The sequence below is a fragment of the Pseudoteredinibacter isoporae genome, assembly GCF_040372805.1.
Classification (GTDB): domain Bacteria; phylum Pseudomonadota; class Gammaproteobacteria; order Pseudomonadales; family Cellvibrionaceae; genus Pseudoteredinibacter; species Pseudoteredinibacter isoporae_A.
In genome coordinates, this window is the sequence record NZ_BAABWJ010000001.1 from 1,034,677 (window position 1) to 1,057,233 (window position 22,557).

Consider the following 22,557-nt stretch of genomic DNA (forward strand, 5'->3'; position numbering starts at 1 on the left):
GACGTCGATCTATTGATCCCAAACCGCGATGATATAACCCGTGTCCAGATGACTTCTGTGTCGTAGATCTCCATATTGAGTTTGCCAAAAGCCATTGTTCAATTCAACTTCGAGCTTTTGTAGGCCGGATTCGAGTGCGTTTATTTTTGAGAATGTTGACATAGATGCACGCACTTCTGGATTGAGATAGGCCTCCGGTCTAGCCCAAAAGGATGCGGTGAAACCGTCCTTACAGTTCGCCGGAATGGGCAGGGTGATGAATTTGATTCCGGGAAATGCCTCCTCTAACTCGGCCAAGGTCGGAAATATTGACTGATCGATCTGGTGGATTTCAGGAAAATATCGTTCGCTCAGCCAGTAGGGTTTGGAATCTGGATTCCAGGTCAGGGCGACAAAGCGCTTTCGCACTACACGTTTTATTTCATCAAAGGCCGCTTGACGATCGGACCAGTGATGCATCGACAATACCGTCATTCCGTGGCTGAAAGCGTTATCCTCAAAGGGAAGGGCTTCTGCCGTCGCCTGTTTGGCAAGGTGTGCATTGCTTGGGCGCTGTTGAATCATGGTGAGTGAGGGTTCAACCGCGATGAGATTGGCCCCTTGGGGTTCGTAAGATCCTGTTCCTGCACCAATATTGAGAATGGAGTCAGCTGTCATCAAATGGGCGTGAATACGCTCAGCTATCTCGGGATCGGTTCTGCGACCGAGGGAATACCGTGTTCCAATGTGGTCATATAGAGCAGTCATTCCTAGGGCTCCAACACAGTCAGAGTAAACACATAGGGCCATGCTGCCAGTATTTCCGAGTATTGGCAAAGCAAGAGTCTGGGCATGCCTGTTGCAAGTGGTGCGGTCAGGCTGGATTGGGCTCGTGGCTTGATCTTGGTTTGCCCCCGATAAATCTTGACATTCTTCTTTCTGACGCACTAGTATCAGTGGGTTCCAAAAAGATACCTGTATAAAATAATCATCATACGAGCATCGATAATAAAGCATGGGACCCGGTAAGCGCCCATGCCCCAGCCTAAAGGTAGAGATGATGGCCAAGTCCGAGCAAGCCAATGAAGAATGGCACAGTACCGCCTGCAATCTGTGTTTTGTCAATTGTGGTATTCAACTCAAGTTAGGTGGCGACAATGAGCGTCAGATCCTCAAGGTGCGCGGTGACAAGGATCACCCAACCTCCCAGGGGTACATCTGCAATAAAGCGTCGCGACTCGACTACTACCAAAACAGTCAGGCCAGAATCAGCAGTCCCATGCGTCGCACGGCTGATGGTCGCTATGAAGCCGTCGATTGGGATACGGCCATTGGCGAGATTGCCGGAAAGCTTCAAGCGATAAGGGATGAGCATGGCGGCGATAAAATCCTGTACTACGGAGGCGGTGGTCAGGGAAATCATCTGGGTGGCGCCTATGCGACCAGCCTGCGCAAAGCCCTCGGCATTCGTTACAAAAGCAGCGCGATCTCACAGGAAAAAACCGGCCTTTCCTGGGTGTTCAGCCGCATGATCGGTGGCCTGGTCCATCCAGAAGTGCATCATGCGAAGGTGGCCATGTTTGTGGGCAAAAACCCTTTCATGAGTAATGGTCTGGATCGGGCACGATTGTTCCTCAAAGAGATCAAAAAAGACCCTGAGCGTACTTTAATCGTGATAGACCCGCGGCGGAGTGAAACAGCGGACCACGCTGACATCCATCTGGCGGTGCGGCCAGGGCGTGATGCTTGGTGCCTGGGTGCCATACTGGCGCATATCGTTCAAAGTGATCTATTGCCCATGGACTGGCTGGCTGAGCATGCCAGTGGTTACGAAAAGGTGATTGAGCGTTTCAAGGCGATTGATGTTGATCGTTATGCCGAGTTTGCCGGAATCAGTCCGAGTCAGGTAAGAGATACCGCTGAAATTATTGCCAAGGCGGAATCTTTTGCATTGGAAGAGGATATCGGGGTGCAGATGGCACCACATTCAACCTTGGTTACCTACCTGAATTTCCTTTTGATGCTCATGAATGGCAACTACGGTAAGCCTGGTACCATGGGTATGTTTACTCAGTTGGCGGAAATGATTGCGGTCGATTACGGCCCGGTGGACGAAAACGGTTATGAGACAGAGCGTCGTACCCTTCCGGTCACTGGGGCGCCTATTGTCAGCGGCCTGTTTCCCGCCAACTATCTGACCGAAGAAATTCTCAACGAGGACCCGCGACGTCCACGTGCCCTGATTGTTGAAAGTTCCAATCCGGTACACTCATTGTCCGACGCCAAACGTATGCGCAAAGCTCTGCGTCACCTCGATTTCAGTTTGGCCATCGATGTGGTCATGAGTGAAACCGCTCTGGAATGCGATTATGTTCTGCCAGCATCCAGCCAATATGAAAAGTGGGAAGCCACGTTCTTTCCCAGAAACTTCCCGGCGAATATTTTCTATTTGCGTGAGCCCGTGCTTAAGCCGATGCCCAATACTCTGGGCGAGCCAGAAATGCATGCACGTTTGTTAGAAGCGTTGGCGGTGTTTGAAGACGGCGAGCTGGACAGTTTGAAGGCTGCTGCACAAACGGGTTTAGCCGCCTACCAAGGGGAATTGTTTACCCAAATGGGGAGCAATCGAAAGATCGCCAGTTATCTGCCTTATGTTCTTTACCGAACCCTTGGGCCAGCGTTGCCAGCAGGTCAGGAGGCCACCGCGGCGATCTGGGGCTTGTGCCAGATGTATGTGCTCAAGCACAGTGCTGAAGCGGCGCGTGCAGGCTTCAGTGGACCAACGGCTGGGAGTGATTTGTTCCAGGCGCTGGTTGATAGCCCGACAGCCGTTGAAATTGGTGTTTCTACATATGAGGAAAGTTGGGCGCGTATTCCACATCCGGACAACAAGCTGCAAATGTTGATGGGGGAGTTGCTCGATGAGGTGGATGTGCTGGACAAACTTGAGCCCTTACATAAAACCAGCGATGAATATCCTTTTGCACTGGTGGCGGGTGTTCGCCGTGCGTATACCGCCAATTGTAATATTCGCGATCCGCAATGGGCGAAGGGAAGAGCAGTGACCGCATTGACCATGCACCCCGAAGACGCTCAGCGTTTCGGCCTGGAAGAAGGCAAGCGGGTGTTGTTGGAGACTGAAACCGGACAAGCGGAAGTTGAGTTGGCGTATGATGAGCGCATGCACCTTGGTACCATTTCAGTGCCGAATGGCCAGGGCATGCGCTTTGTAAATGAAAACAATGAGTTGGAAGATACGGGTGTGTACGTGAATGAACTCACCAGCGTTTTTCATCGCGATCGATTCATTGGTACCCCTCTGCATAAATTTGTTCCTGCGAGAGTGAGCGCCTGTTGATTCAGGCGCTATTTTTACTTTTTTTAAACTGTTCTCGATATTCCCTCGTCTAAATTTGCAATACCAAGATGAGGGAAGGATCGTGAAAAAAATAATCGCCATAGCCATAGCATTCAGTTCCATCAGTTTGGCCGCATGCGCCAATACCACCTCTACAGAAGCCGTTTCTCAAAGCGATGTTCGTTTTAATGCGCCTCGTATTGAACGCATGGCTGCCGGGAAAGACCTGCAATATAAATACTGGAACTCGGGAAAAGATGATTGTGACAGCCGTCTAATGAAAGAGTCAGTCTTGTCCAATTACGAGATTCACCAGTACGACAAAAGCAGTTACATCATTCGCCAAAACAAGTGCAGTAACCCCGAGTCTCCTATGATGTATTTATTGTTGGGCGAGCGCCAAAATGTGTTGTTGGATACCGGCGCCAAAAGCAATGACGGTGGTGAGGAATTGGCTCATATTGTTCAGAAGCTTATTCACCAGCACGGAAACAGCAAAGCCTTATTAGTATTGCATAGCCATCATCACAGTGATCATACAGCCGGTGATGAGGTGTTCGCGTCGCTTGACAATACTCGGGTGGTCAATGCGGATAAGCAATCGTTTGCCGACTTCCATAAAAATGACATAAGCACTATTGCGATGGGTGACCGTGCGCTAACGATTATCAAAACCCCGGGTCATCAGGAAGAAGCCATTGCGGTTTATGATTCCAAAACACAATGGCTGCTCACCGGCGACAGCTTCTACCCAGGCGTTTTGTACGTAAAGCATTGGCAAGACTACAAAAGCAGTATTGCCAAACTTCACGCCTTCGCTGAAAAACATCCGGTGAGTTATATTCTGGGTTCCCATGTTGAAATGAGTAGCGACGCAGGAAAGGCTTATGATATCGGCAGTGTATATCAGGCTCAGGAAGCGCCCATGACCATGACGGTTGATCAGTTGGCCGAGCTGCATCAGCAATTACAACGCACAGGTGAACAGCGTTTGGCGGGCAGTGCTTACATTGTTCAGCCTATGAATGGCTTACAGAAGTCCTTGAGTAATATTGTTCGCTGGGCGAAAAACTAAGTGTTGGTTTTCTTCATTCCACTTTATGTTTTGCCTTTTACGAGGAAGCTTGTTTCGGGGCTGGGTCCAACATCTGTGTTAAAGGTCTATGTTTAGAGTCTGGATTCCATACTCGGAAGTAAGACCTGCAGGTTCGACCGATGAAGGGCGTGTAGAGAATCGTTAAGTTAACACTCTCTTACTTGTACAAATATCGTTCCACGCTTACAGTGCCGGCTGAACTCCGGCTCTGTAAGATTTGCGTAGCATGTTAAAAGCTCTATCAACAACCCTTAAGTACTTCCTGATTGCATTCGTTGCCGTGCTTGTCGCTGTTTATATTTCTGCCTGCAGCTCCTTTGGCAAATTACCCGATTTAAGTGATGACAAGGTTACCGAGAAATTTGAACGGTCACCGCAATGGGACGGACAGTATTTCAAGAATACCCTGGCTCAGGAACCGGTGGATCGTTGGAAAGCTGCACGTGCTTTTTTCCTGGCCTCCAATCCCAATACTGAACCTGATCCAGCCTTGGAAGTGGATGCGACGGATGCCAATATTTATGCACAAGCACCGGCCAGCGGTTTGCGCGTGACTTGGTTGGGGCATTCTATTTTATTGTTGGAAATTGATGACAAACGTATATTGATTGATCCTGTTTGGTCTGAGCGTGCTTCGCCATTCAGCTTTATGGGGGCCAAGCGCTTTTATCCTTCACCGTTGGCTTTTGAGGATCTTCCCGACATTGATGCTGTTCTAATATCCCACGATCACTATGATCATTTGGATATGGAAACAGTGAAGCGATTGAAAGAGCAAGATTTGAACTGGTATGTTCCTCTCGGTGTCGGATCCCATTTGCGTTACTGGGGAGTGAATGAGGACAAAATTTATGAGATGGATTGGTGGCAGCAACAAACATTGGGCGACGTGACCATCAGTTCGATACCCAGCCGCCACAGCTCTGGTCGTACCTTGTCTGGCCGTGAACATAAGAAAACTTTATGGTCGGGTTGGGCGATTAACGGACCAGAGCACAGCGTAGTGTATTCCGGTGATACATCCATGCATCCGGATTTTGCTGAAGTAGGCAAACGTCTTGGGCCCTTCGATTTATCCATTATTGAAATCGGTGCTTATAACCCGCTCTGGCGAGACAATCATCTTGGCCCCGAGCAGGCTTTTATTGCTCATCAATTACTGCAGGCGAAGGCCATGTTGCCGGTTCATTGGGCGGGATTTAATCTCTCTCGCCACGCCTGGACTGCGCCGATTGAGCGTCTTCTGATGGCTGCCGACGAATCGAATTCCGACAGTCGCATTATTATTCCTAAACCGGGTCAGGCTTTTGAACCCAGTCAGCCACCCGAGAATCAACGTTGGTGGCCAAGTATTCCATGGGATGGGGTGGAAACAGAGCCTGTGTGGTCAAGTAAAGTTGATGACCTATTGGAAGCCTATCGCAAACGGTAGCAATAAAAGCCCCTCGCAAGGGGCTTTTTTATGCTTGGGTAATATTTAAGATTCTGCGGGCTTGGCCAGATCCATCGCTTCATTTAACAGTGCTGTATCACCAATATGATTGGCAAGTAAAAGAATCAATTTGGCATTCATCATGTGCACGTCGTCTTCACTCAAATCCCGTTGCATATCAATAAGGCGATTATAGAAATGGTCAGGGTTGGGAATATTGGCAGTGACAATCAAACTCATGATGGCTCTCCTCAATGCTGACAACAGGCTTTGGCGATGGCTGCTTTGATTTTAATTTCATCAAAGCTGCGCCAGCGGGCGGCAATGTGTTGGTCTGGTCGAATCAGGTAGATGGCCCCTTGCTCGCCATCGTAGCGTTGAGAGACCAAACCTTCGCTATCGTCAAAGTCTTGGCCGAGACGCAGTACCTTGGCGTGAACACCACCCTGTTCGACAGAATGGGCGGTGTCATTATTGATGACGAGCAACGTGAATTCACCTCCAAGCGTCGGCAGTAACCAGCTATTGTTGCCCTCGATCTGAATTGGTGCATCCGCGCAGTTGGTTCCCGGCCGCATGTTGCCGGCAAACGAGTCTTCGTCTTCAGTGTTTAAACTGGAATGAAGGTAAGGCGTTGGGGTTGACAGCCGTCCGCTGTTTACCAGTGGGCGAGCAAACTCGTGTTGTTCAGCCAGTTGCAACACCGCGTCGCGAAAGACACGGCTGCTTTTGCTTTTAGGGGTAATGAAATCGGTAGAGCGAGTTGAATTCATTAAATTGTCGTCGGCCGCAAATACACGTTCTTCGCTGTAGCTTTCCACAAGTTCGGCAGGTGCTTTACCGTCGAGGTTCAGTTTCAGTTTCCAGCCGAGATTGTCGATGTCTTGAACACCAGTGTTTGCGCCACGAGCGCCAAAGGGGGAAACCTGATGGGCGGAATCGCCGGCAAACAGTACGCGACCATAACGGAATTTATCCATTCGGCGACAGGCAAATTGATACACCGATACCCACTCCAATTCAAATTCACACTCTTCTCCGAGCATTTGTTTTAGGAGGGGGATGACATTTTCAGGTTTTTTGGCTTCTTCTGGGTCTGCATCCCAACCCAGTTGAAAGTCGATGCGCCACACATCGTCAGATTGTTTGTGCAATAGAGCAGACTGATTTTTGTGGAAAACCGGATCGAACCAAAACCAGCGTTCGGTGGGGAAGTCGTTTTTCATGACGACGTCGGCAATCAAAAAACGATCCTGAAAAAACTGCCCGCTGAATTCACCGTCCAGCATATTGCGTGTATCGCTGTTGGCGCCATCGCAGGCAATAACCCATTGAGCTTCCATGGTAAACACCCCGTCAGGGGTTTCAACGACGAGCGTAGCGAACTCGTCATTTTGGGAGAGGCTGAGTAGTTTGTGTTTCCAGCGCAGATCGATCCGTTCCTGGCGTTCGCACTCGGCGACCATGTACTCCTCCAGATAATACTGTTGGAGATTGATCATCGCGGGCATCTTGTGCCCTTCTTCAGGCAGTAAATCGAACTGGTATGCCAGCTTTTCCTTGAAAAAAACCTTGCCAATTTTCCAGCTGATGCCTTTCTCAAGCATTGGTGCTGCAACGCCGAGGCGGTCCCAGATTTCCAGTGGGCGTTTGGCGTAGCACACTGCCCGGGAGCCGATGCTCACCGTATTGTTATCGTCGAGTACGATGACTGGAATCCCCTGAGCGGCGCATTCCAGTGCGGCAGTGAGGCCAATCGGGCCCGCGCCAATGATGACCACCGGATGACGTTTGACGTCTCCCGATGCTTGCTCGGGCGATTGCTGATATTTAAATTCCGGATAACTGTAGGTATTTAACATAGGTTTTGCCTCCCAATCTCACTCATCCTGTCTCTGTTTTATTCGCCTGAGAATTCATCGCTGTGTAACCAGGCCGCTTGTTTCACGGTGGTTTTCTTCTGGCTCCACTCTTCCAGCATTTCTGGGGCGATGTGATTCAGCTCTTCGATTTGTCCCGGCTTGTCGGTGCGTACTGTCAACTCAAGACGATGGCCACTTGGGTCGAAAAAGTAGATGGATTTGATGATTTCGTGGTTGGTTGGGCCAAGAACTTCAATACCTTTTGCTTCAAGTTCACCCTTGGCCGCCATCAATTCTTCTTCGCTCTCCAGCTCAAAGGCGATGTGTTGTACCCACTCTGGTGTGTTTGGGTCGCGCCCCATCGGAGGTGAATTGGGGATTTCGAAGAAGGCCAGAATGTTGCCGTTGCCGGCATCCATAAAGAGGTGCATATACGGATCAGGTTCTTTGGTCGAAGGCACTTTGTCCTCGGAGATAGCCAGAATAAAGTCCATATTGAGAACATCTCGATAAAACTCGACCGTCTCTTTGGCGTCCTTGCAACGATAGGCTACATGATGGATTTGCTTGATGTTCATACTACCCCCACTGGTGTTATTAGCATTCCAAAACAGGCTTTATGCTGTTCATAATGTTCTTATATGAAACTAATGTAAAGTGGTTTTTGAATGTTTAGTGAGCGCTTGTGTAGTGGGAGTAGATTTTTTCTTTCAGTTTATTTAGCTATTTCAATGACTTAATGAAAATATTTCCATGCAGCAAGCATGGAAATATTTTCTCATATGAGATTAGTTTATTTCTTGTTTGGGGTGCATTCGATGGTGGTGCCGATGCTGAAATTTTCACCAGCATGCAATGTCACTGAATCATATTCTTCGGTATTGGCTGCTTCGATGCAGATAAATTTCGACAGCTCAGACGGCTCGATATCGGTCAGCGAGGTGTTGGGTCCAGGGTTCCAGATTACGGTTGATTTGCTGCTCTCTTTAGCGATTCGCAACCGGCGATCGAGTCCTTTATCGGAAAGCTGGGTGTCGCCCTGATGTTGATAGATGCGGTCCATGGCCAATGCCCAGGAATGCGCCTGGCGACGGGCATAACGTTGTTCAAGCTTATCGTAAAACTCGGCGTTTTCAGGGCCTTGTATATCGATGTTGCGGGTATCGGATAGTTGCAGATAGCTGTGCAGCGCTTGGGTCACGGTGACGATCCCCTGTCCTGTGTTTTCTGTACGGAGATGCACTTGAAGCCGTTGTGGGCTGGCGCTGATGCGGAGTTGCAGGAGGATATTCTCCATTAGCGATGGGGCGTCGAGAACCCATTCGCTTTGCTCGGTCTGATGGCTTTCTCCGGTCAGTGACCACTTGGCGGTGCGTGCCAGTCCGTGGCTGGGTTGATCTGCCCGCTCGGGGTGGCTGCCAAACCAGGGCCAGCATAATGGAATGCCGCCACGTATGGCTTTTCCAGGTCCGGCACTCTGTGCGCTGAGCCAAAGTACAGGCTGCGAGCCCCGGGGTTGATAGTGCAGGATTTGGGCACCTTGCTCAGCTATCGCCAGTGTTCCCCAGGGTTGCTTGAATAGAAACACCTTGTAACCGCGCCAGATCACGGTGCATCGGCTGCTGTCCATGGTGTCAAAGTAATCCAATAAGGGGTGGTGCACAGTGCTCATAGAGTCTCGATAATCCTGGTGTGGCTTCCTAATGTCATTGAATTACATCTATGGGGAGAAGCTTTGTGGTATGGCGATGATTAATTTAATTTAATTACTTGTTTTGTGTCAAACATTGTGTATTATTTAATTTAGTTACACGGGTGTCACGTGTAACTGTCAGCTTTTAATGGATTGAGTCTCGTTTCAAGTATTATCCATGGCCCCCGCAGTATGGGGGCATCTTTTTGCCCGAGATCCCGTTAAGCTTTCTGGAACCCCCAGATTCCCGATAAGAAGGAATCCTCTGTTACTGCCAAGGTAATAAGAATTTATGCTCCATTCAATCGTTGCAGCCGTTACCCAAAGAATACGGGAGCGCAGTCAGGACAGCCGAACCCGCTATTTGGAAAAAATCAGTGAGGCGCGTCAGCGTGGTGTTTACCGCAGTGGTTTGTCCTGCGGTAATTTGGCCCATGGTTTTGCGGCTTGCGGTAAAGATGATAAATCGGTGCTGGCGGTCGACCGCAGTGCAAATATCGGTATTGTCTCTTCTTATAATGACATGTTGTCAGCCCATCATCCTTTTAAAGACTACCCGGATATTATTAAAGATGCCGTGCGCGAGCAGGGCGCGGTTGCGCAGGTGGCGGGCATGGTGCCGGCTATGTGTGATGGCGTGACCCAAGGGCAGGATGGCATGGAGTTGTCATTGTTTTCCCGGGACCTGATCGCCATGTCTACCGCGATCTCTTTGTCTCACAATATGTTTGATGGCGTCATGTGCCTGGGTGTGTGCGACAAAATCGTACCAGGCCTGCTTATTGGTGCATTGTCTTTCGGCCATTTACCGGTCGTGTTTGTGCCGGCTGGCCCCATGCGAACCGGGATATCCAATTCTGAAAAGCACCGTGTGCGTCAGCTGTTTGCCGCCGGAAAAGTGGGGCGTCAGGAATTACTGGAATCGGAAAGTCAGTCTTATCACAGTGCAGGTACTTGTACCTTTTATGGAACGGCCAACAGCAATCAGTTGTTGATGGAATTTATGGGTTTGCAATTGCCAGGCAGTTCTTTTGTAAACCCCGATACCGAATTACGCGAGGCCCTGACTCGAGAAGCCAGTGAAACCATATTGCAACAAACGGCATTGGTTGATGGTTTTCAACCGCTGGTCGAGATTCTGGATGAGCGTGCGATCGTCAATGGCATCGTTGGTTTACTGGCCAGTGGTGGCTCAACCAATCATGCGATTCATTTGGTGGCCATTGCACGTGCTGCTGGCATTATGATCGACTGGCAGGACATGTCCGAGCTGTCGGCCATCGTGCCTTTGCTCTGTCGGATTTATCCGAATGGTCAGGCGGACATTAATCATTTTCAGGCTGCTGGTGGAACTGCACTATTGATTCGGGAGTTGCTCAAAGGCGGCTATTTGCATCCGGATGTGAATACTATCGCAGGTCAGGGTTTGGAAAATTACTGTCAGGAACCGTTTCTTGAAGAAGGGCGTGTAGCCTGGCGAAATGGTATTGAACAAAGTCTTGATGCCGATGTAATCAGTAACATTGAACAACCGTTCAGCAAAGAAGGTGGCTTGAAATTACTCAGCGGCAATCTGGGGCGTTCGGTTATCAAAATTTCTGCGGTGAATGAAGCTCATCGCAAAGTGTGTGCTCCGGCCATTGTGATTGAGCATCAAGATGAACTACAGACGTTGTTTGATGCAGGTGAGTTGGAAAAAGATTTTGTGGCGGTGGTGCGATTGCAAGGGCCCAAGGCCAACGGTATGCCAGAGCTACACAAACTCACACCAGTGCTGGGTTTGTTGCAGGACCAAGGGTTTAAAGTGGCGCTGTTGACGGATGGGCGAATGTCCGGTGCGTCCGGCAAAGTTCCGGCCGCTATTCACTTGCAACCGGAAGCCATTGAAGGCGGTGCTATCGCAAAGCTTAAGACGGGCGATATGATAGAGTTGGATGCCAATGAAGGTCGATTGAATGTGTTGGACGAGTCGGTGTTACAACGGCCAGCAAAAACCTATGATATTCAGCAGACAACGGGTATGGGACGGGAATTGTTCCAAGGTTTTCGTTCTCTGGTGGGTAATGCGGAGCAAGGTGCAAGTGTATTTACAGAATAAACATCTTCGACGTCTGGCGGGGGTAAACCATGTCGAATAAAACCGATATCGTCATTTTTGGTGGCACCGGTGATTTGTCTGAACGCAAATTGATTCCGGCCTTGTTTCGGGCTCATCAGGCGGGCAGCCTGCAAGATGATTGCCGAATTATTGTCACCGCCAGGCAGGCGGATGATCTCGATGATTATTTTGAAAAGCTAGGTGGCAAGCTGGAAAGCTACCTGAGTGGAGAAGACGTTTTTAGCCAAGAGGGCTGGGAAAGCTTTCAGCGTCGTGTGGTGACGCTGCTGCTGGATGTTTCCTGCGACGATGGCCAATGGCAAGAGCTCGCGAATATTCTGGATGCTCAGGCTGATCACCATCGCGTGTACTATTTGGCGATTCCGCCAGGCGTGTTTTCTGTGTGTTGTCGATTGTTGTCAGAACATGGCTTGTGTAATGACAACAGCCGAGTTGTGGTTGAAAAGCCTTTGGGTTATGACGAAGCTTCTGCAGAGTCAATCAATGAAGACATTGCTCAGTTTTTTCCTGAAAACAATATCTACCGCATTGATCATTATCTTGGAAAAGAAACGGTCCAGAACTTACTGGCGTTGCGTTTTGCCAATCAGATTTTTGCCCAACTTTGGGATGGCAGAGCAATCGACCATGTGCAGATCAGCATTTCGGAAACGGTTGGTTTGGAAGGGCGCGTAAGCTTCTATGACGAAGTGGGCGCATTGCGCGATATGGTACAAAACCACTTGCTTCAGCTCTTGTGTCTGGTGGCTATGGAACCACCGAACAAACTGGATGCCAACAGCATCCGCAGTGAAAAGATCAAAGTGCTGGAAGCCTTGCGTCCTATTCTCCCGGAAAATATGGGGCAGCAGACGGTGCGTGGTCAATACGTCGCCGGAGAACAAAACGGCGACATGGTGCCTGGCTATCTGGAAGAGCTGAACAGTGGCAGCGAAACAGAAACGTTCGTGGCCTTAAAGTGCTTCATCGACAATTGGCGTTGGTCCGAAGTGCCTTTCTATTTGCGTACGGGCAAGCGATTGAGACAGCGTTGCGCTGAGATTATTATTCAATTCAAAACCATTCCACACCGGGTGTATGAGGAATCGGCCGGAAACATCGATCCCAATCGATTGGTGATTCGTCTGCAGGAAGAAGAATTGATTCAGCTGACCATCACTTCCAAAAATATGCAGTCAATGGGTGTTGAACTTGAACCCGTGACACTTAATTTGAACTACAACAAACCCCATGGCGATGCTTACATGCGACTGTTGATGGATGCGGTTGCCGGTGACCCGGCCCTGTTTATTCATCGCGATGAAGTACGCAGTGCCTGGCGCTGGATCGATCCGATCATTAATAGTTGGGCCGAGAAGAAGCAAAGTCCTCATTTGTATCGCGCGGGAAGTTGGGGGCCGGAAGCGGCCAACGAATTAATTCGTCGAGATGGACGCAACTGGTTTAATGCCGGTGAGAATCAATAGGAATTCGGTTTGCTGATTGAATCATTTTTTAATGCCAAGCCGGAAATGTTGGCTGCCGTCCAGACGTTGATGGTGGAATCCATCACTTCTGCTCAGCAGGAATATGGCCAGGCCCTGCTTGCACTTTCCGGTGGCAGCAGTCCCAAACCGCTGTATGAATCTCTGGGGCAGCAGGATTTGGATTGGCGGAGTATTAAAATTGCCCTGGTCGATGAGCGCTGGGTTGATAAACATCACAGCGCCAGCAACGAAGCATTTATCGAAGCTTGCTTTACCAAAAGTGGCCAGGACAATGTGGATATTGTTGGTCTGAAAACTCAAGCGGACAACGCTGCAGAGGGTTTGTCTGAGGCTGAGGAACGGTATCACCAGCTGGGCCGTTCGTTCGACTTTGCGTTGTTAGGAATGGGAACGGATGGGCATACAGCCTCTTGGTTTCCTCACGCGGAAGGACTTGACGACGCGTTGAGCAACACCGGTCACGAACATACTTTGCTCAGCGTTGTGAATGCACAGCCGAGTAAGGTGACAGGCCCTCACACCGAACGAATTACTTTAAATAAAAAAGCCGTGCTGAAGGCCAAAACCGTCGCATTGATGATCAGCGGCCCCGAAAAACTGGCGGTATACCAGGCGTCAAAAACCGCCTCCGTTGAGGATCATCCGGTGGCGGCTCTTTTGCAACAGTATGAAAAAGACATTCATGTGTTTTACGCGCCTTAACTAAAAAACGCTTAAGGACAAACAGTCAGGACTAATGATGAGCAGAATTGAAGACATAATGACAAGCAGCCCGGTCATTCCGGTGATTGTGATCGAAGACTTGGACGATGCCGTGCCAATGGCCAAGGCCCTTCTGGCTGGCGGTTTGAAAGTGCTGGAAGTCACTTTGCGCACGGAACACGGATTGGCGGCGATTCGAAAAATCAAACAGGAACTGCCCGATGCGATTGTGGGTGCAGGTACCGTAATCAGTGCGGAAGACGCTGAAAATTCGGTTGCTGCCGGTGCCGAGTTTTTGGTGAGCCCGGGTCACACCGATGAATTGGTTGATCGTGCTTTGGTCTTGAATGTTCCGATTTTGCCCGGTGTCGCGACGCCCAGTGAAGCCATGAAAATGTTGGCGAAAGGCATTCGTCACTTGAAGTTTTTCCCAGCTGAAGCGGTCGGTGGTTTAAAAGTACTGAAAGCCATTGCCGGACCCTTGCCACAATTACGTTTTTGCCCCACTGGCGGCATTAATCCGGAAAAAGCCGTGGATTATCTCGCTCAGAAAAATATCCTCTGTGTGGGTGGCAGTTGGATGCTGGAAAAAAGCGACATTGCTGAAAAGAACTGGGATGCCATTGAACGCAAGGCGCGTGAAGCGGCCAGCCTGGCTTAACAAACCCAGCAATGGTGTACCGATAATGTGCGGCTAAGGGTTATTGGGTCTTGGTGTCGTCCAGACTGTGTTTGATTTCACGCAGACGATCATCCATATCGTCACCCAGTGCCAATGCAAGACCGGTTGCCAGAATGTCAATGATGGTGAGGACCACAATTCTCACCGTCATGGGAACATAGATAGTAGTGTCTTCCAGCTCGTTACCAGAGGGGATGGCCAGATCAACTTCATTGGCAAGTGGTGAATCGGGGCTGGTTATTGCAATCAGCTTGGCACCTTTGGCGGCAGCGATCTGTGCAACTTCCACCATGGCTTTGGTGCGTCCGGTAAAGGAAAAGAGCAGAATGGCGGAGTCTTTATCGGCACCGGCAGCAGACATTCTCTGCATCAAATGATCTTCGTGGGCGATACAGGGAATCCCCAGTCGAAACAGTTTGTGCTGGGCGTCTTTTGCAATTGCGGCCGCGCCTCCCATGCCAAAAATTTCAATGCGCTTGGATGCCTTCAGGGTCGCAATGCATTTTTCGATCAGTTCAGGGTCCAGTTCTTCGCGAATAAAAGCCAGGGCGAGCTGATTGGCGCTGACGCGTTTTTCAATTAAATCCCGGGCGTTATCTCCAGGGCTCACGGCCTTGCTGATAAAAGAACTTTCGCTGGCAAGGCTCTTGGCAAGCTTCACTTTGAAGTCGGGAAAGCTGCTGCAGCCAATGGATTTACAAAAGCGAGAAATCATTGGGTCACTCACTTCAGCCAGGCGAGCCAGCTGGGCCGTGGTGTAGTTCGTGGCCGCTTCGGGCTGCGCCAGAATCGCCTCAGCGATACGCGCTTCCGATTTACTCAGGGTGGCGAGTTCTTTCTGTAACTGAATTAAAAGATTCATCTTGATCCGCTGGATATCGCTTAAGTTATTGATTATGCCCTAAAAGTTGAGCAAATCAGAGCTTGGAAAGCGCCTAATTCAAACAAGTGTATTTAATTAAGTTACACAAATCTATTGGTTTGTAACGAAAATTAAACTAATATTTTATTAAATTACAAAAGGATAGCGTTTCCCTCGCCGTCATTACTATCAAGAGGTTTTCCATGACAATTCGAATTGCCATCAATGGATTTGGCCGTATCGGTCGAAATGTATTTCGAGCTCTGTACGAAAGCGAGCAGCACAGCGGCATTGAGTTGGTTGCCATTAATGATTTAGCGCCCGCTGATTTCAATGCGCATTTGGCGCAATTCGATTCAGTGCACGGCCGTTTCTCTGGGCGGGTGGAACATCAGGGCAACACCCTGCGAGTTAACGGGCATGACATTCGCTTATGTTCGGAGCGTAATCCAGAAGACTTGCCTTGGGCCGAGTTGGCGATTGATGTGGTACTGGAATGCACTGGATTCTTTACCAGCCGTGAAGCGGCCCAGGCCCACATCAATGCCGGCGCGCATAAGGTCATTATTTCAGCCCCGGCCAAAGATGTGGATGCGACCGTTGTATATGGTGTCAATCATCATGTGTTGAATGCCGATAGCCAGATTATTTCCAATGCGTCCTGTACCACCAACTGTCTTGCACCTCTGGCAATGGTGTTGAATCAGGACTTGGGTATCGAGCGCGGCATAATGACGACGATCCATGCCTACACCAATGATCAACAGGTGCATGATGCCTTTCACAGCGACATTTATCGTGCACGTGCCGCAGCACAATCGATGATCCCAACCAAAACCGGGGCAGCCCAAGCGGTGGCTCTGGTGTTGCCTGAGCTGGCCGGCAAGCTTGACGGCATGGCCGTGCGAGTTCCAACGGCCAATGTTTCATTGGTGGATTTCAGTTTTGTCGCCCAGCGCGAAACCAGCATTGAAGAAGTGAATGAGTTGCTGCGCAAAGCCTCTGAAGATATGCCGGGTGTTTTGGCCTACAATCAGCTGCCTTTGGTATCGGTGGATTTCAATCACGAAATGGCTTCTTCCAACTTCGATGCCACTCAAACCAAAGTGAATGGCAATCTGGTGAAGGTGATGTCCTGGTACGACAATGAGTGGGCCTTCGCAAATCGCATGCTCGACAATACTCGAGCGTTGATTGCTGCCGCGCGTCTCAGTGAGGCGGTGGCATGATCCGTCGTACAAAAATTGTTACGACCCTTGGACCCGCAACTGACAAAGGTGATGCCTTAGAGCAACTCATCCGAGCTGGCGCCAATGTGGTTCGCTTGAATTTTTCCCACGGTGATGCGGACGACCACCGTCAACGCATTAAAAACGTACGAGAACTGGCCAGCAAGTTGAAACGCAGTGTCGCTGTACTGGGTGATTTGCAAGGACCGAAAATACGCATTGCACGTTTTCAAGACGGTGCGGTGCAACTGGAAAAAGGGCAGAGTTTCGTCCTGGACAGTGCCATGTCACCATTGGATGGGAACAGCGAGTGCGTAGGATTGGACTACGAAGGGTTACCCGATGAGGTCCAAGCGGGTGATCGCTTGCTGTTGGATGACGGTCGCTTGGTGCTAGAGGTTAGTAAGGTTGTTGGCCAGAAGATTGAAACCCTGGTGGTGGTTGGCGGACGTCTGTCTGATAACAAAGGCATCAACAAAGAAGGTGGCGGCCTATCGGCACCGGCGCTGACGGAAAAAGATTTTTGCGATATCGAGTTGGCGGCAGATATTGGTGTGGATTATCTGGCAGTGTCTTTTGTGCGTAGCGCAGAAGATATTGAGCGCGCCCGCGCGGCCTTAAAACAGGCGGGCAGTGATGCGCATATTGTCGCGAAAATCGAGCGGGCAGAAGCGGTCGCCGATTATGGTTTGCTCGATGATATTATTCTGGCTTCTGATGCCATCATGGTGGCTCGTGGAGATCTCGGGGTCGAGATTGGTGATGCTGCATTGGTGGCCGTGCAAAAGCATATGATTCAACGATCACGTGAACTGAATCGTGTTGTGATCACCGCCACTCAAATGATGGAATCCATGATTGAAAACTGCTTGCCAACACGAGCAGAAGTTTTTGATGTGGCCAATGCGGTGTTAGACGGTACTGATGCGGTTATGTTGTCTGCTGAAACGGCGGCCGGCCGCTACCCGGTGGAAGCGGTTGAAGCGATGCACCGAATCATTATTGGTGCGGAAGACCACCCCTTGGCGTTTCATTCTGGGCATCGCCTGCATCAGGATTTTAATGCTGTGGATGAATCCATCGCTATGGCCGTAATGTACACCGCCAACCACTTGCTCGGTGTGAAGGCAATTATTTCCATGACAGAAACGGGCAACACGCCTCTGTTGACCAGCCGCATTAATTCCAAATTACCGATCTTTGCCTTTACCCGCCATGAGAAAACGGAAAATCGAGTCGCTTTATACCGAGGTGTGATGCCGGTTACTTTCGATATCAACAGTTATCCAAAAGAAGAACGTCTGAACATGGCGATTCAAAACCTGCGCGATCGTCAATTGGTCCGTGCGGGAGATTTGGTGATTGTAACTCTGGGCGACTGTGATAATGTTCTGGGCAGCACGAATACCATGAAGGTTCTGAGTGTCTGATATCGAGGCTCAGTGTCTGTTTTAAAATACCTAAATACGCATGAAAACATTGGGATTAAGTTGTGAAAGCCCGTACCGCCTTTTCTGAAAAATCGACTCTGGTTGCTGATATTGGCGGCACCAATGCACGTTTTGCAAGCGTCGATAGTGATCATCAAGGCCTGTCAAATTTGATGGAGTATGCCTGCAAGGATTTCGACAATATTGATGCTGCTTTGCATCACTATTTGGATCAGCCCGACATCGCCCGACCTGAAAAGATTTGCCTGGCGGTACCTGGCCCGGTAGAGCAGGACCGGATCACCCTGGTGAACAGCCATTGGACATTCAGTCAAAAAGCGCTGTCTGAAACAATGCAGTTACCTCTGCGCTGTATTAATGATTTCGATGCTCAGGCATATTATGTTCGGCAGATTGATAATACAGAGGTGCAGTGGTTGGATCATCATCCAGATGGCCCGGTTAAGGGAATGCGTCTGGTGCTTGGGGCCGGCACGGGCCTCGGGGTTTCGGCCATTATGCCGAGTGGTGAGCTGGTGCCCTCGGAAGGTGGGCATATCGCTTTTGCGCCTATTAATGCGCATCAAAACGAGTTGTTGCAATTGTTGCAGCGACGCTTTCCACGGGTTTCAGTTGAGCGATTTCTGTCTGGCCCCGGTTTGGAGAATCTGTACTGGGCCAATTCATTGATACATGGCGATGAGCGTCAGTTAAGCGCGCCGGAAATCACTTCAGCACTGAACGCGAAAGATCCGGTTGCCCTTGCCTGCGTGAATGATTTTTTTGATATTCTGGCTGCAGTTGCGGGAGACCTGGCATTGGCGATGGGAGCTTGGTCAGCGGTTTATATGACCGGTGGTGTAACGCCGAGACTATACAATCACATTGACGTTGAACGATTTCGAAACACCTTCAGTAACAAAGGCCGCTTTGAATCTTTATGTCGCCAAACGCCAATTGCCCTGGTTACTGCCGAACAACCTGGGCTGAAAGGCTGTGCTCTGGCGGATTAAGTTTGGGCACTGCAACATTAGGTCTCGCGCACCACTAATTCAGTGTCGATGGTTTCTGATCGTACCTGTTTCTGCTCAATAATTCTCATGAGTTTGCTGACCAGGAGCTTGCCCGCGGCATAAGGGTCCTGCCGAATGGTTGTGATGCGAGGGTTAAAAAAACCTGCACTGGGCTGGTCGTTATAGCCAACGAGAGAAACATCCGTCGGAACCTGGAGCCCCATTTTCTTCAACGCCATGATGATGGCCATCGCCGCGGTATCGCTGTAGGTAAAAATGCCGTCGGGCATGGCATCAACACGGTCAAAATAATCCACAGCGGATTGATAACTGCTTTCGTATGAAAAAGAATCAAGCTGCAATTTGCTAACAGACGTTTCTTCGTGTTGCTTGAGCGTTTCTTCCAGACCTTTAAAACGCCAATAGATTTCTGTGTGGTCGGTATTACCGACAAACAAAATATTGCGTCGGCCTTGCTGGTATAAGTAGTCAGCCGCCATCTGGCCGCCGCCGAAGTTATCACTGCCAACCACGCAGTAGGGTTCTTTCTTGCGTTTCGCGCCCCACACCACCATGGGTGATTTGAGTTTGGCAAACTCAATCAACATGTCTTCCCGCTGGCCCTGGCCGAGAAAAATAAAGCCATCCACCCCTCGCGACAACAACATCTGTTGGAAATCGTTGCTGTTGTTGTGATTGGGGGCAGTGAGAAGTAAATCCTGGTTGTGTTCGCCCAACGCTTCTGAAACACCGGCCAACAGTTCAAAGATAAAAGGGTCGGAAATATGATTTTGGCGATGAGATAAAAAATCGATGGACACCGCGATGGTATTGCTGCGTTTGTGGCGGAGTTTTTGGGCATTACGGTTGACGGTATAACCCAGTTCCTGGGCGACTTTCAGTACCTTGTCCCGAGTGGCCGGGCTGACCAACTCACTGCCACTGAGTGCCCGAGAAACGGTAGGCTTGGAAACATTCGCCGCTGCGGCTACCTCATCCATTGTGACCGGGTTCTGTCGTGACACTCACTTGCTCCATCGATAAATCTGTTTAAAAACAAAACTCTATCACCACCCATAAGGGGAAACCAGCATTAACATTGAAATCGATTGTAATAACGGTGATGCAGGGGTTTTCGGTATTTATGAAAAAGTTATGAAATGCATTTCATAAAGTTGTTGAAATCGATTTCATTAGTGGCTAATATCTGCTCATCGACCTTGGACAAACGCGCGCAATTCGCCATTGTCGGTAAGACACTCATATATTGCTCTGTGAAAAAGAGGAGAATAATAATGAAAGCCAAGTTTTTACCCCTGGCTATCCAGGCAGCAATGGCGTGCGCGAGCACAGCAGCTATGGCTCAAGAATCAGCCCTTGAGGAAGTGGTCGTCACGGGTACGGCAAATGGCAGTGAGATGCGCAAGCTCGATGCTGCCTTTGCGATTACCAATGTGAATGATGAAGATATTGCTAAGCTTTCCCCCAAAAGTACGGCAGATCTGTTGAAATCCATCCCTGGTGTCTGGGCGGAAAGCTCGGGCGGTGTTGCCGGTGCTAACGTATTTGTGCGTGGCTTCCCGGCCGGCGGTGATGCTCCGTTTTACACGCTGCAGCTGGAAGGCGCTCCGATTTTCCCACCATCAACGTTATCGTTTTTGGAAAACACCACGTTGTTTCGCGTAGACGAAACTATCGAGCGTGTGGAAGGTCTGCGCGGTGGTCCGCAACCAGTTCAGGACAATGGTCAACCCGGCTTGACGACAAACTTTATTCTCAAGCGCGGCCACGATGAGAGTGAAGGCCTCATCAAATACACTACCTCTGATTACGATCTGCAGCGATTCGACGCTGTCGCAAGTGGCAAAATCACCGAGGGCTTGTACTACATGGTAGGCGGTTATGTGAAATCGTCGCCTGGTGTTCGCGATGCCGGCTTCAGTGCTGAGAAGGGCCGTCAGTTTACGGTGAACATCACTAAGGAATTGGAAAACGGCAGCTTGTCCGTTTACCACCGTGTTACCGATGACCATGGAACCTGGTATCTGCCCGGTGCGCTCAATGTGCCAGGTGTCGATGCGTCGTATACACAAGTGGGCACCTTGAATCGACAGGCCCAAATCCAGGTAGGCCCCAATGGTGATGTACGCAATGTCGACTTGGGTGATGGCCGCGGCTGGGACGGCTCGGTCAGTGGCTTGAACGCTGACTTTGATATTAATGACAATTGGTCCCTGAGTAACAACCTGAATGTAACCCAGGGCGATGCCGACACTCTGGGTTTTGTACCTAATGGTGGGGCGGTAAATGTGGCGCAGTTATTGGCGAACCCGAGTGCCGATGCCTCTGCCGTTGTTGTGGGTGATATCACCGGTGCGGTGACGGGCAACGCCATTTCGGGTGATCGTTACCTTCAGCAATTTGGTGTGTGGGAAGTTCGTAAAGATATCGAGTCCTTCACCAACAATCTGTCTTTAACGGGCAGTTACGATGCATTTGATCTGGTGTTGGGTTATTACACGGCCACCACATCAGTGGATGAGTTCTGGTCTTTGGGCAATCAAAAATACTATGTCGTGGGTCAGGGCGGTGAACGTGTCAACGGTATTGCCTGTAACGCTGCGGATGTTGACAGCTGTGGTTGGAATTATGATATCGATGCCACCGGTGACATGACTCAGAATGCGATCTATACCACCGTGACCTACCGTTTCAACGATGACTTGAGTGTTGATCTCGGTGTTCGTAACGAAGAACACGATGTTGAGTACAGTGTCGATGAAGGTTTGACTGGCAACATCAGTAAGTTTGTAAACTACAACGAAACCAAAACCTCGTTTACCTTGGGTGCGAATTACGCCCTAAATGATGATCAGGGCTTGTTCGCTCGGGTAAGCAAAGGTTTCAAGTTGCCGTACTTCGATGATTTTAGAGATAACTACGGCGCGTTCCAGAACGGTGAAGATCTGATCAAGGAAGTGAAACAATTCGAGTTGGGCTACAAGGCGAGCTTCGAAACGGTGTCCGCGTACTTGACCTTCTTTGGTAATGAAGTGATCGGTGATACCTTTGTCGCTCAGCCTGGTGCACCAGCTCAGGTGTTTACAAACGAGGCTTATGGCCTTGAAGTCGATGTGAAGTGGGTTCATGACAGTGGTTTCTCATTGTTGGCCAATGCCACCATTCAAGAGACCGAAATCACCGAAAGCCCGAACAACAATGGCAATGAAGCCCAGCGCCAACCCCCTTATCAAATTCGTCTCTCGCCGAGCTACGACTTTGATTTGAGTGACGGTATGTCGGCAACGCTTTACGGAACATTGACCGCAGTGGACGATCGTTTTAGTGACAACGGCAACACAGTGGTTTTACCGGCTTATGAAAAAGTCGATCTGGGGGTGATTTTTTATCCCAACGAGCAGTTAAGTGTGCAGTTATTGGTTGATAATGTGACGGACGAAGAAGGTCTGACAGAAGGAGACCCTCGCAATCCTTCAGCGCCGAATGGTCGTTACATTTTGCCAAGAACTACGAAATTCAGCATTTCTTACGCATTTTAGTGTGCCCTGTTGCTTGCTATCGCTAGTTGGACAAGTGTTGGGCGATAGCAAGC

The 22,557-nt window shown here is 49.8% G+C and carries 18 protein-coding genes; 11 read left to right on the forward strand and 7 right to left on the reverse strand.

Annotation, left to right across the window (positions count from 1 at the left end; translation table 11 throughout):
• Nucleotides 1–9: 9 nt before the first annotated feature.
• The gene (locus tag ABWW03_RS04645) at nucleotides 10–747 is read right to left on the reverse strand and encodes a class I SAM-dependent methyltransferase (RefSeq protein ID WP_353406672.1); all 738 of its coding nucleotides are present in this window, start codon (nucleotides 745–747) and stop codon (nucleotides 10–12) included.
• Between the two features lie 289 nt (nucleotides 748–1,036).
• Between ABWW03_RS04645 and ABWW03_RS04650 the strand changes: the two genes are divergently transcribed.
• The 3 genes from ABWW03_RS04650 (at nucleotide 1,037) to ABWW03_RS04660 (ending at nucleotide 5,865) form a co-directional block, all read left to right on the forward strand.
• The gene (locus ABWW03_RS04650; protein ID WP_353406673.1) at nucleotides 1,037–3,337 is read left to right on the forward strand and encodes a molybdopterin-dependent oxidoreductase; all 2,301 of its coding nucleotides are present in this window, start codon (nucleotides 1,037–1,039) and stop codon (nucleotides 3,335–3,337) included.
• An 82-nt stretch (nucleotides 3,338–3,419) separates the two neighbouring features.
• The gene (locus ABWW03_RS04655; RefSeq protein WP_353406674.1) at nucleotides 3,420–4,412 is read left to right on the forward strand and encodes an MBL fold metallo-hydrolase; all 993 of its coding nucleotides are present in this window, start codon (nucleotides 3,420–3,422) and stop codon (nucleotides 4,410–4,412) included.
• 247 nt (nucleotides 4,413–4,659) lie between these two features.
• Nucleotides 4,660–5,865: an MBL fold metallo-hydrolase gene (locus tag ABWW03_RS04660; protein ID WP_353406677.1), complete on the forward strand. Its 1,206-nt coding sequence runs from the start codon at nucleotides 4,660–4,662 to the stop codon at nucleotides 5,863–5,865.
• A gap of 45 nt (nucleotides 5,866–5,910) precedes the next feature.
• Here ABWW03_RS04660 and ABWW03_RS04665 read toward each other — a convergent pair whose 3' ends face one another.
• From ABWW03_RS04665 to ABWW03_RS04680, 4 genes are all read right to left on the reverse strand, one after another.
• Nucleotides 5,911–6,105: a DUF2783 domain-containing protein gene (locus tag ABWW03_RS04665; RefSeq protein ID WP_353406679.1), complete on the reverse strand. Its 195-nt coding sequence runs from the start codon at nucleotides 6,103–6,105 to the stop codon at nucleotides 5,911–5,913.
• Between the two features lie 11 nt (nucleotides 6,106–6,116).
• A complete protein-coding gene (locus tag ABWW03_RS04670; protein ID WP_353406680.1) occupies nucleotides 6,117–7,727 on the reverse strand; it encodes an FAD-dependent oxidoreductase in 1,611 nt (536 codons plus the stop codon).
• A gap of 38 nt (nucleotides 7,728–7,765) precedes the next feature.
• A complete protein-coding gene (locus tag ABWW03_RS04675; protein ID WP_353406681.1) occupies nucleotides 7,766–8,305 on the reverse strand; it encodes a VOC family protein in 540 nt (179 codons plus the stop codon).
• 215 nt (nucleotides 8,306–8,520) lie between these two features.
• Nucleotides 8,521–9,399, reverse strand: a complete 879-nt coding sequence (locus ABWW03_RS04680) for a D-hexose-6-phosphate mutarotase (protein WP_353406682.1) — start codon at nucleotides 9,397–9,399, stop codon at nucleotides 8,521–8,523.
• A gap of 313 nt (nucleotides 9,400–9,712) precedes the next feature.
• Between ABWW03_RS04680 and edd the strand changes: the two genes are divergently transcribed.
• Genes edd through ABWW03_RS04700 form a run of 4 tightly spaced genes read left to right on the forward strand, consistent with a single transcriptional unit; the run spans nucleotide 9,713 to nucleotide 14,389 of the window.
• Nucleotides 9,713–11,518: a phosphogluconate dehydratase gene (gene edd / locus ABWW03_RS04685; RefSeq protein ID WP_353406683.1), complete on the forward strand. Its 1,806-nt coding sequence runs from the start codon at nucleotides 9,713–9,715 to the stop codon at nucleotides 11,516–11,518.
• Nucleotides 11,519–11,547: 29 nt separating this feature from the next.
• Complete coding sequence (gene zwf / locus ABWW03_RS04690; protein ID WP_353406684.1) at nucleotides 11,548–13,005, forward strand: glucose-6-phosphate dehydrogenase; 1,458 nt, start codon at nucleotides 11,548–11,550, stop codon at nucleotides 13,003–13,005.
• A 9-nt stretch (nucleotides 13,006–13,014) separates the two neighbouring features.
• Nucleotides 13,015–13,728, forward strand: a complete 714-nt coding sequence (gene pgl, locus ABWW03_RS04695; RefSeq protein WP_353406685.1) for a 6-phosphogluconolactonase — start codon at nucleotides 13,015–13,017, stop codon at nucleotides 13,726–13,728.
• Nucleotides 13,729–13,765: 37 nt separating this feature from the next.
• The gene (locus ABWW03_RS04700; RefSeq protein ID WP_353406686.1) at nucleotides 13,766–14,389 is read left to right on the forward strand and encodes a bifunctional 4-hydroxy-2-oxoglutarate aldolase/2-dehydro-3-deoxy-phosphogluconate aldolase; all 624 of its coding nucleotides are present in this window, start codon (nucleotides 13,766–13,768) and stop codon (nucleotides 14,387–14,389) included.
• A 40-nt stretch (nucleotides 14,390–14,429) separates the two neighbouring features.
• Here ABWW03_RS04700 and ABWW03_RS04705 read toward each other — a convergent pair whose 3' ends face one another.
• Nucleotides 14,430–15,272 carry an SIS domain-containing protein gene (locus tag ABWW03_RS04705; RefSeq protein ID WP_353406688.1) on the reverse strand — a complete coding sequence of 281 codons (843 nt, stop codon included), beginning with the start codon at nucleotides 15,270–15,272 and terminating at the stop codon, nucleotides 14,430–14,432.
• Nucleotides 15,273–15,475: 203 nt separating this feature from the next.
• Here ABWW03_RS04705 and gap point away from each other — a divergent pair, with 203 nt between their 5' ends.
• The 3 genes from gap to ABWW03_RS04720 all read left to right on the forward strand — a co-directional run bounded on the left by gap (nucleotide 15,476) and on the right by ABWW03_RS04720 (nucleotide 18,944).
• A complete protein-coding gene (gene gap / locus ABWW03_RS04710; RefSeq protein WP_353406689.1) occupies nucleotides 15,476–16,501 on the forward strand; it encodes a type I glyceraldehyde-3-phosphate dehydrogenase in 1,026 nt (341 codons plus the stop codon).
• Nucleotides 16,498–17,931 carry a pyruvate kinase gene (gene pyk, locus ABWW03_RS04715; RefSeq protein WP_353406690.1) on the forward strand — a complete coding sequence of 478 codons (1,434 nt, stop codon included), beginning with the start codon at nucleotides 16,498–16,500 and terminating at the stop codon, nucleotides 17,929–17,931. The genes gap and pyk overlap by 4 nt, the downstream gene beginning before the upstream one ends.
• Nucleotides 17,932–17,993: 62 nt before the next feature.
• On the forward strand, nucleotides 17,994–18,944 hold the full coding sequence (locus ABWW03_RS04720; protein WP_353406691.1) for a glucokinase: 951 nt from the start codon (nucleotides 17,994–17,996) through the stop codon (nucleotides 18,942–18,944).
• A 17-nt stretch (nucleotides 18,945–18,961) separates the two neighbouring features.
• Here ABWW03_RS04720 and ABWW03_RS04725 read toward each other — a convergent pair whose 3' ends face one another.
• A complete protein-coding gene (locus ABWW03_RS04725) occupies nucleotides 18,962–19,969 on the reverse strand; it encodes a LacI family DNA-binding transcriptional regulator (RefSeq protein ID WP_353406692.1) in 1,008 nt (335 codons plus the stop codon).
• Between the two features lie 270 nt (nucleotides 19,970–20,239).
• On the opposite strand from ABWW03_RS04725, the gene ABWW03_RS04730 reads away from it, so the two are divergent.
• A complete protein-coding gene (locus ABWW03_RS04730) occupies nucleotides 20,240–22,504 on the forward strand; it encodes a TonB-dependent receptor (protein WP_353406693.1) in 2,265 nt (754 codons plus the stop codon).
• Nucleotides 22,505–22,557: the final 53 nt, after the last annotated feature.

Excerpts from the sequence above, each read along its gene's own strand:
- ABWW03_RS04645 (WP_353406672.1), bottom strand. The coding sequence starts at position 747 with ATGACTGCTCTATATGACCACATTGGAACACGGTATTCCCTCGGTCGC.
- ABWW03_RS04650 (WP_353406673.1), top strand. The coding sequence starts at position 1,037 with ATGATGGCCAAGTCCGAGCAAGCCAATGAAGAATGGCACAGTACCGCC.
- ABWW03_RS04660 (WP_353406677.1), top strand. The coding sequence starts at position 4,660 with ATGTTAAAAGCTCTATCAACAACCCTTAAGTACTTCCTGATTGCATTC.
- ABWW03_RS04665 (WP_353406679.1), bottom strand. The coding sequence starts at position 6,105 with ATGAGTTTGATTGTCACTGCCAATATTCCCAACCCTGACCATTTCTAT.
- ABWW03_RS04670 (WP_353406680.1), bottom strand. The coding sequence starts at position 7,727 with ATGTTAAATACCTACAGTTATCCGGAATTTAAATATCAGCAATCGCCC.
- ABWW03_RS04675 (WP_353406681.1), bottom strand. The coding sequence starts at position 8,305 with ATGAACATCAAGCAAATCCATCATGTAGCCTATCGTTGCAAGGACGCC.
- ABWW03_RS04680 (WP_353406682.1), bottom strand. The coding sequence starts at position 9,399 with ATGAGCACTGTGCACCACCCCTTATTGGATTACTTTGACACCATGGAC.
- edd (WP_353406683.1), top strand. The coding sequence starts at position 9,713 with ATGCTCCATTCAATCGTTGCAGCCGTTACCCAAAGAATACGGGAGCGC.
- zwf (WP_353406684.1), top strand. The coding sequence starts at position 11,548 with ATGTCGAATAAAACCGATATCGTCATTTTTGGTGGCACCGGTGATTTG.
- ABWW03_RS04700 (WP_353406686.1), top strand. The coding sequence starts at position 13,766 with ATGAGCAGAATTGAAGACATAATGACAAGCAGCCCGGTCATTCCGGTG.
- ABWW03_RS04705 (WP_353406688.1), bottom strand. The coding sequence starts at position 15,272 with ATGAATCTTTTAATTCAGTTACAGAAAGAACTCGCCACCCTGAGTAAA.
- gap (WP_353406689.1), top strand. The coding sequence starts at position 15,476 with ATGACAATTCGAATTGCCATCAATGGATTTGGCCGTATCGGTCGAAAT.
- pyk (WP_353406690.1), top strand. The coding sequence starts at position 16,498 with ATGATCCGTCGTACAAAAATTGTTACGACCCTTGGACCCGCAACTGAC.
- ABWW03_RS04730 (WP_353406693.1), top strand. The coding sequence starts at position 20,240 with ATGAAAGCCAAGTTTTTACCCCTGGCTATCCAGGCAGCAATGGCGTGC.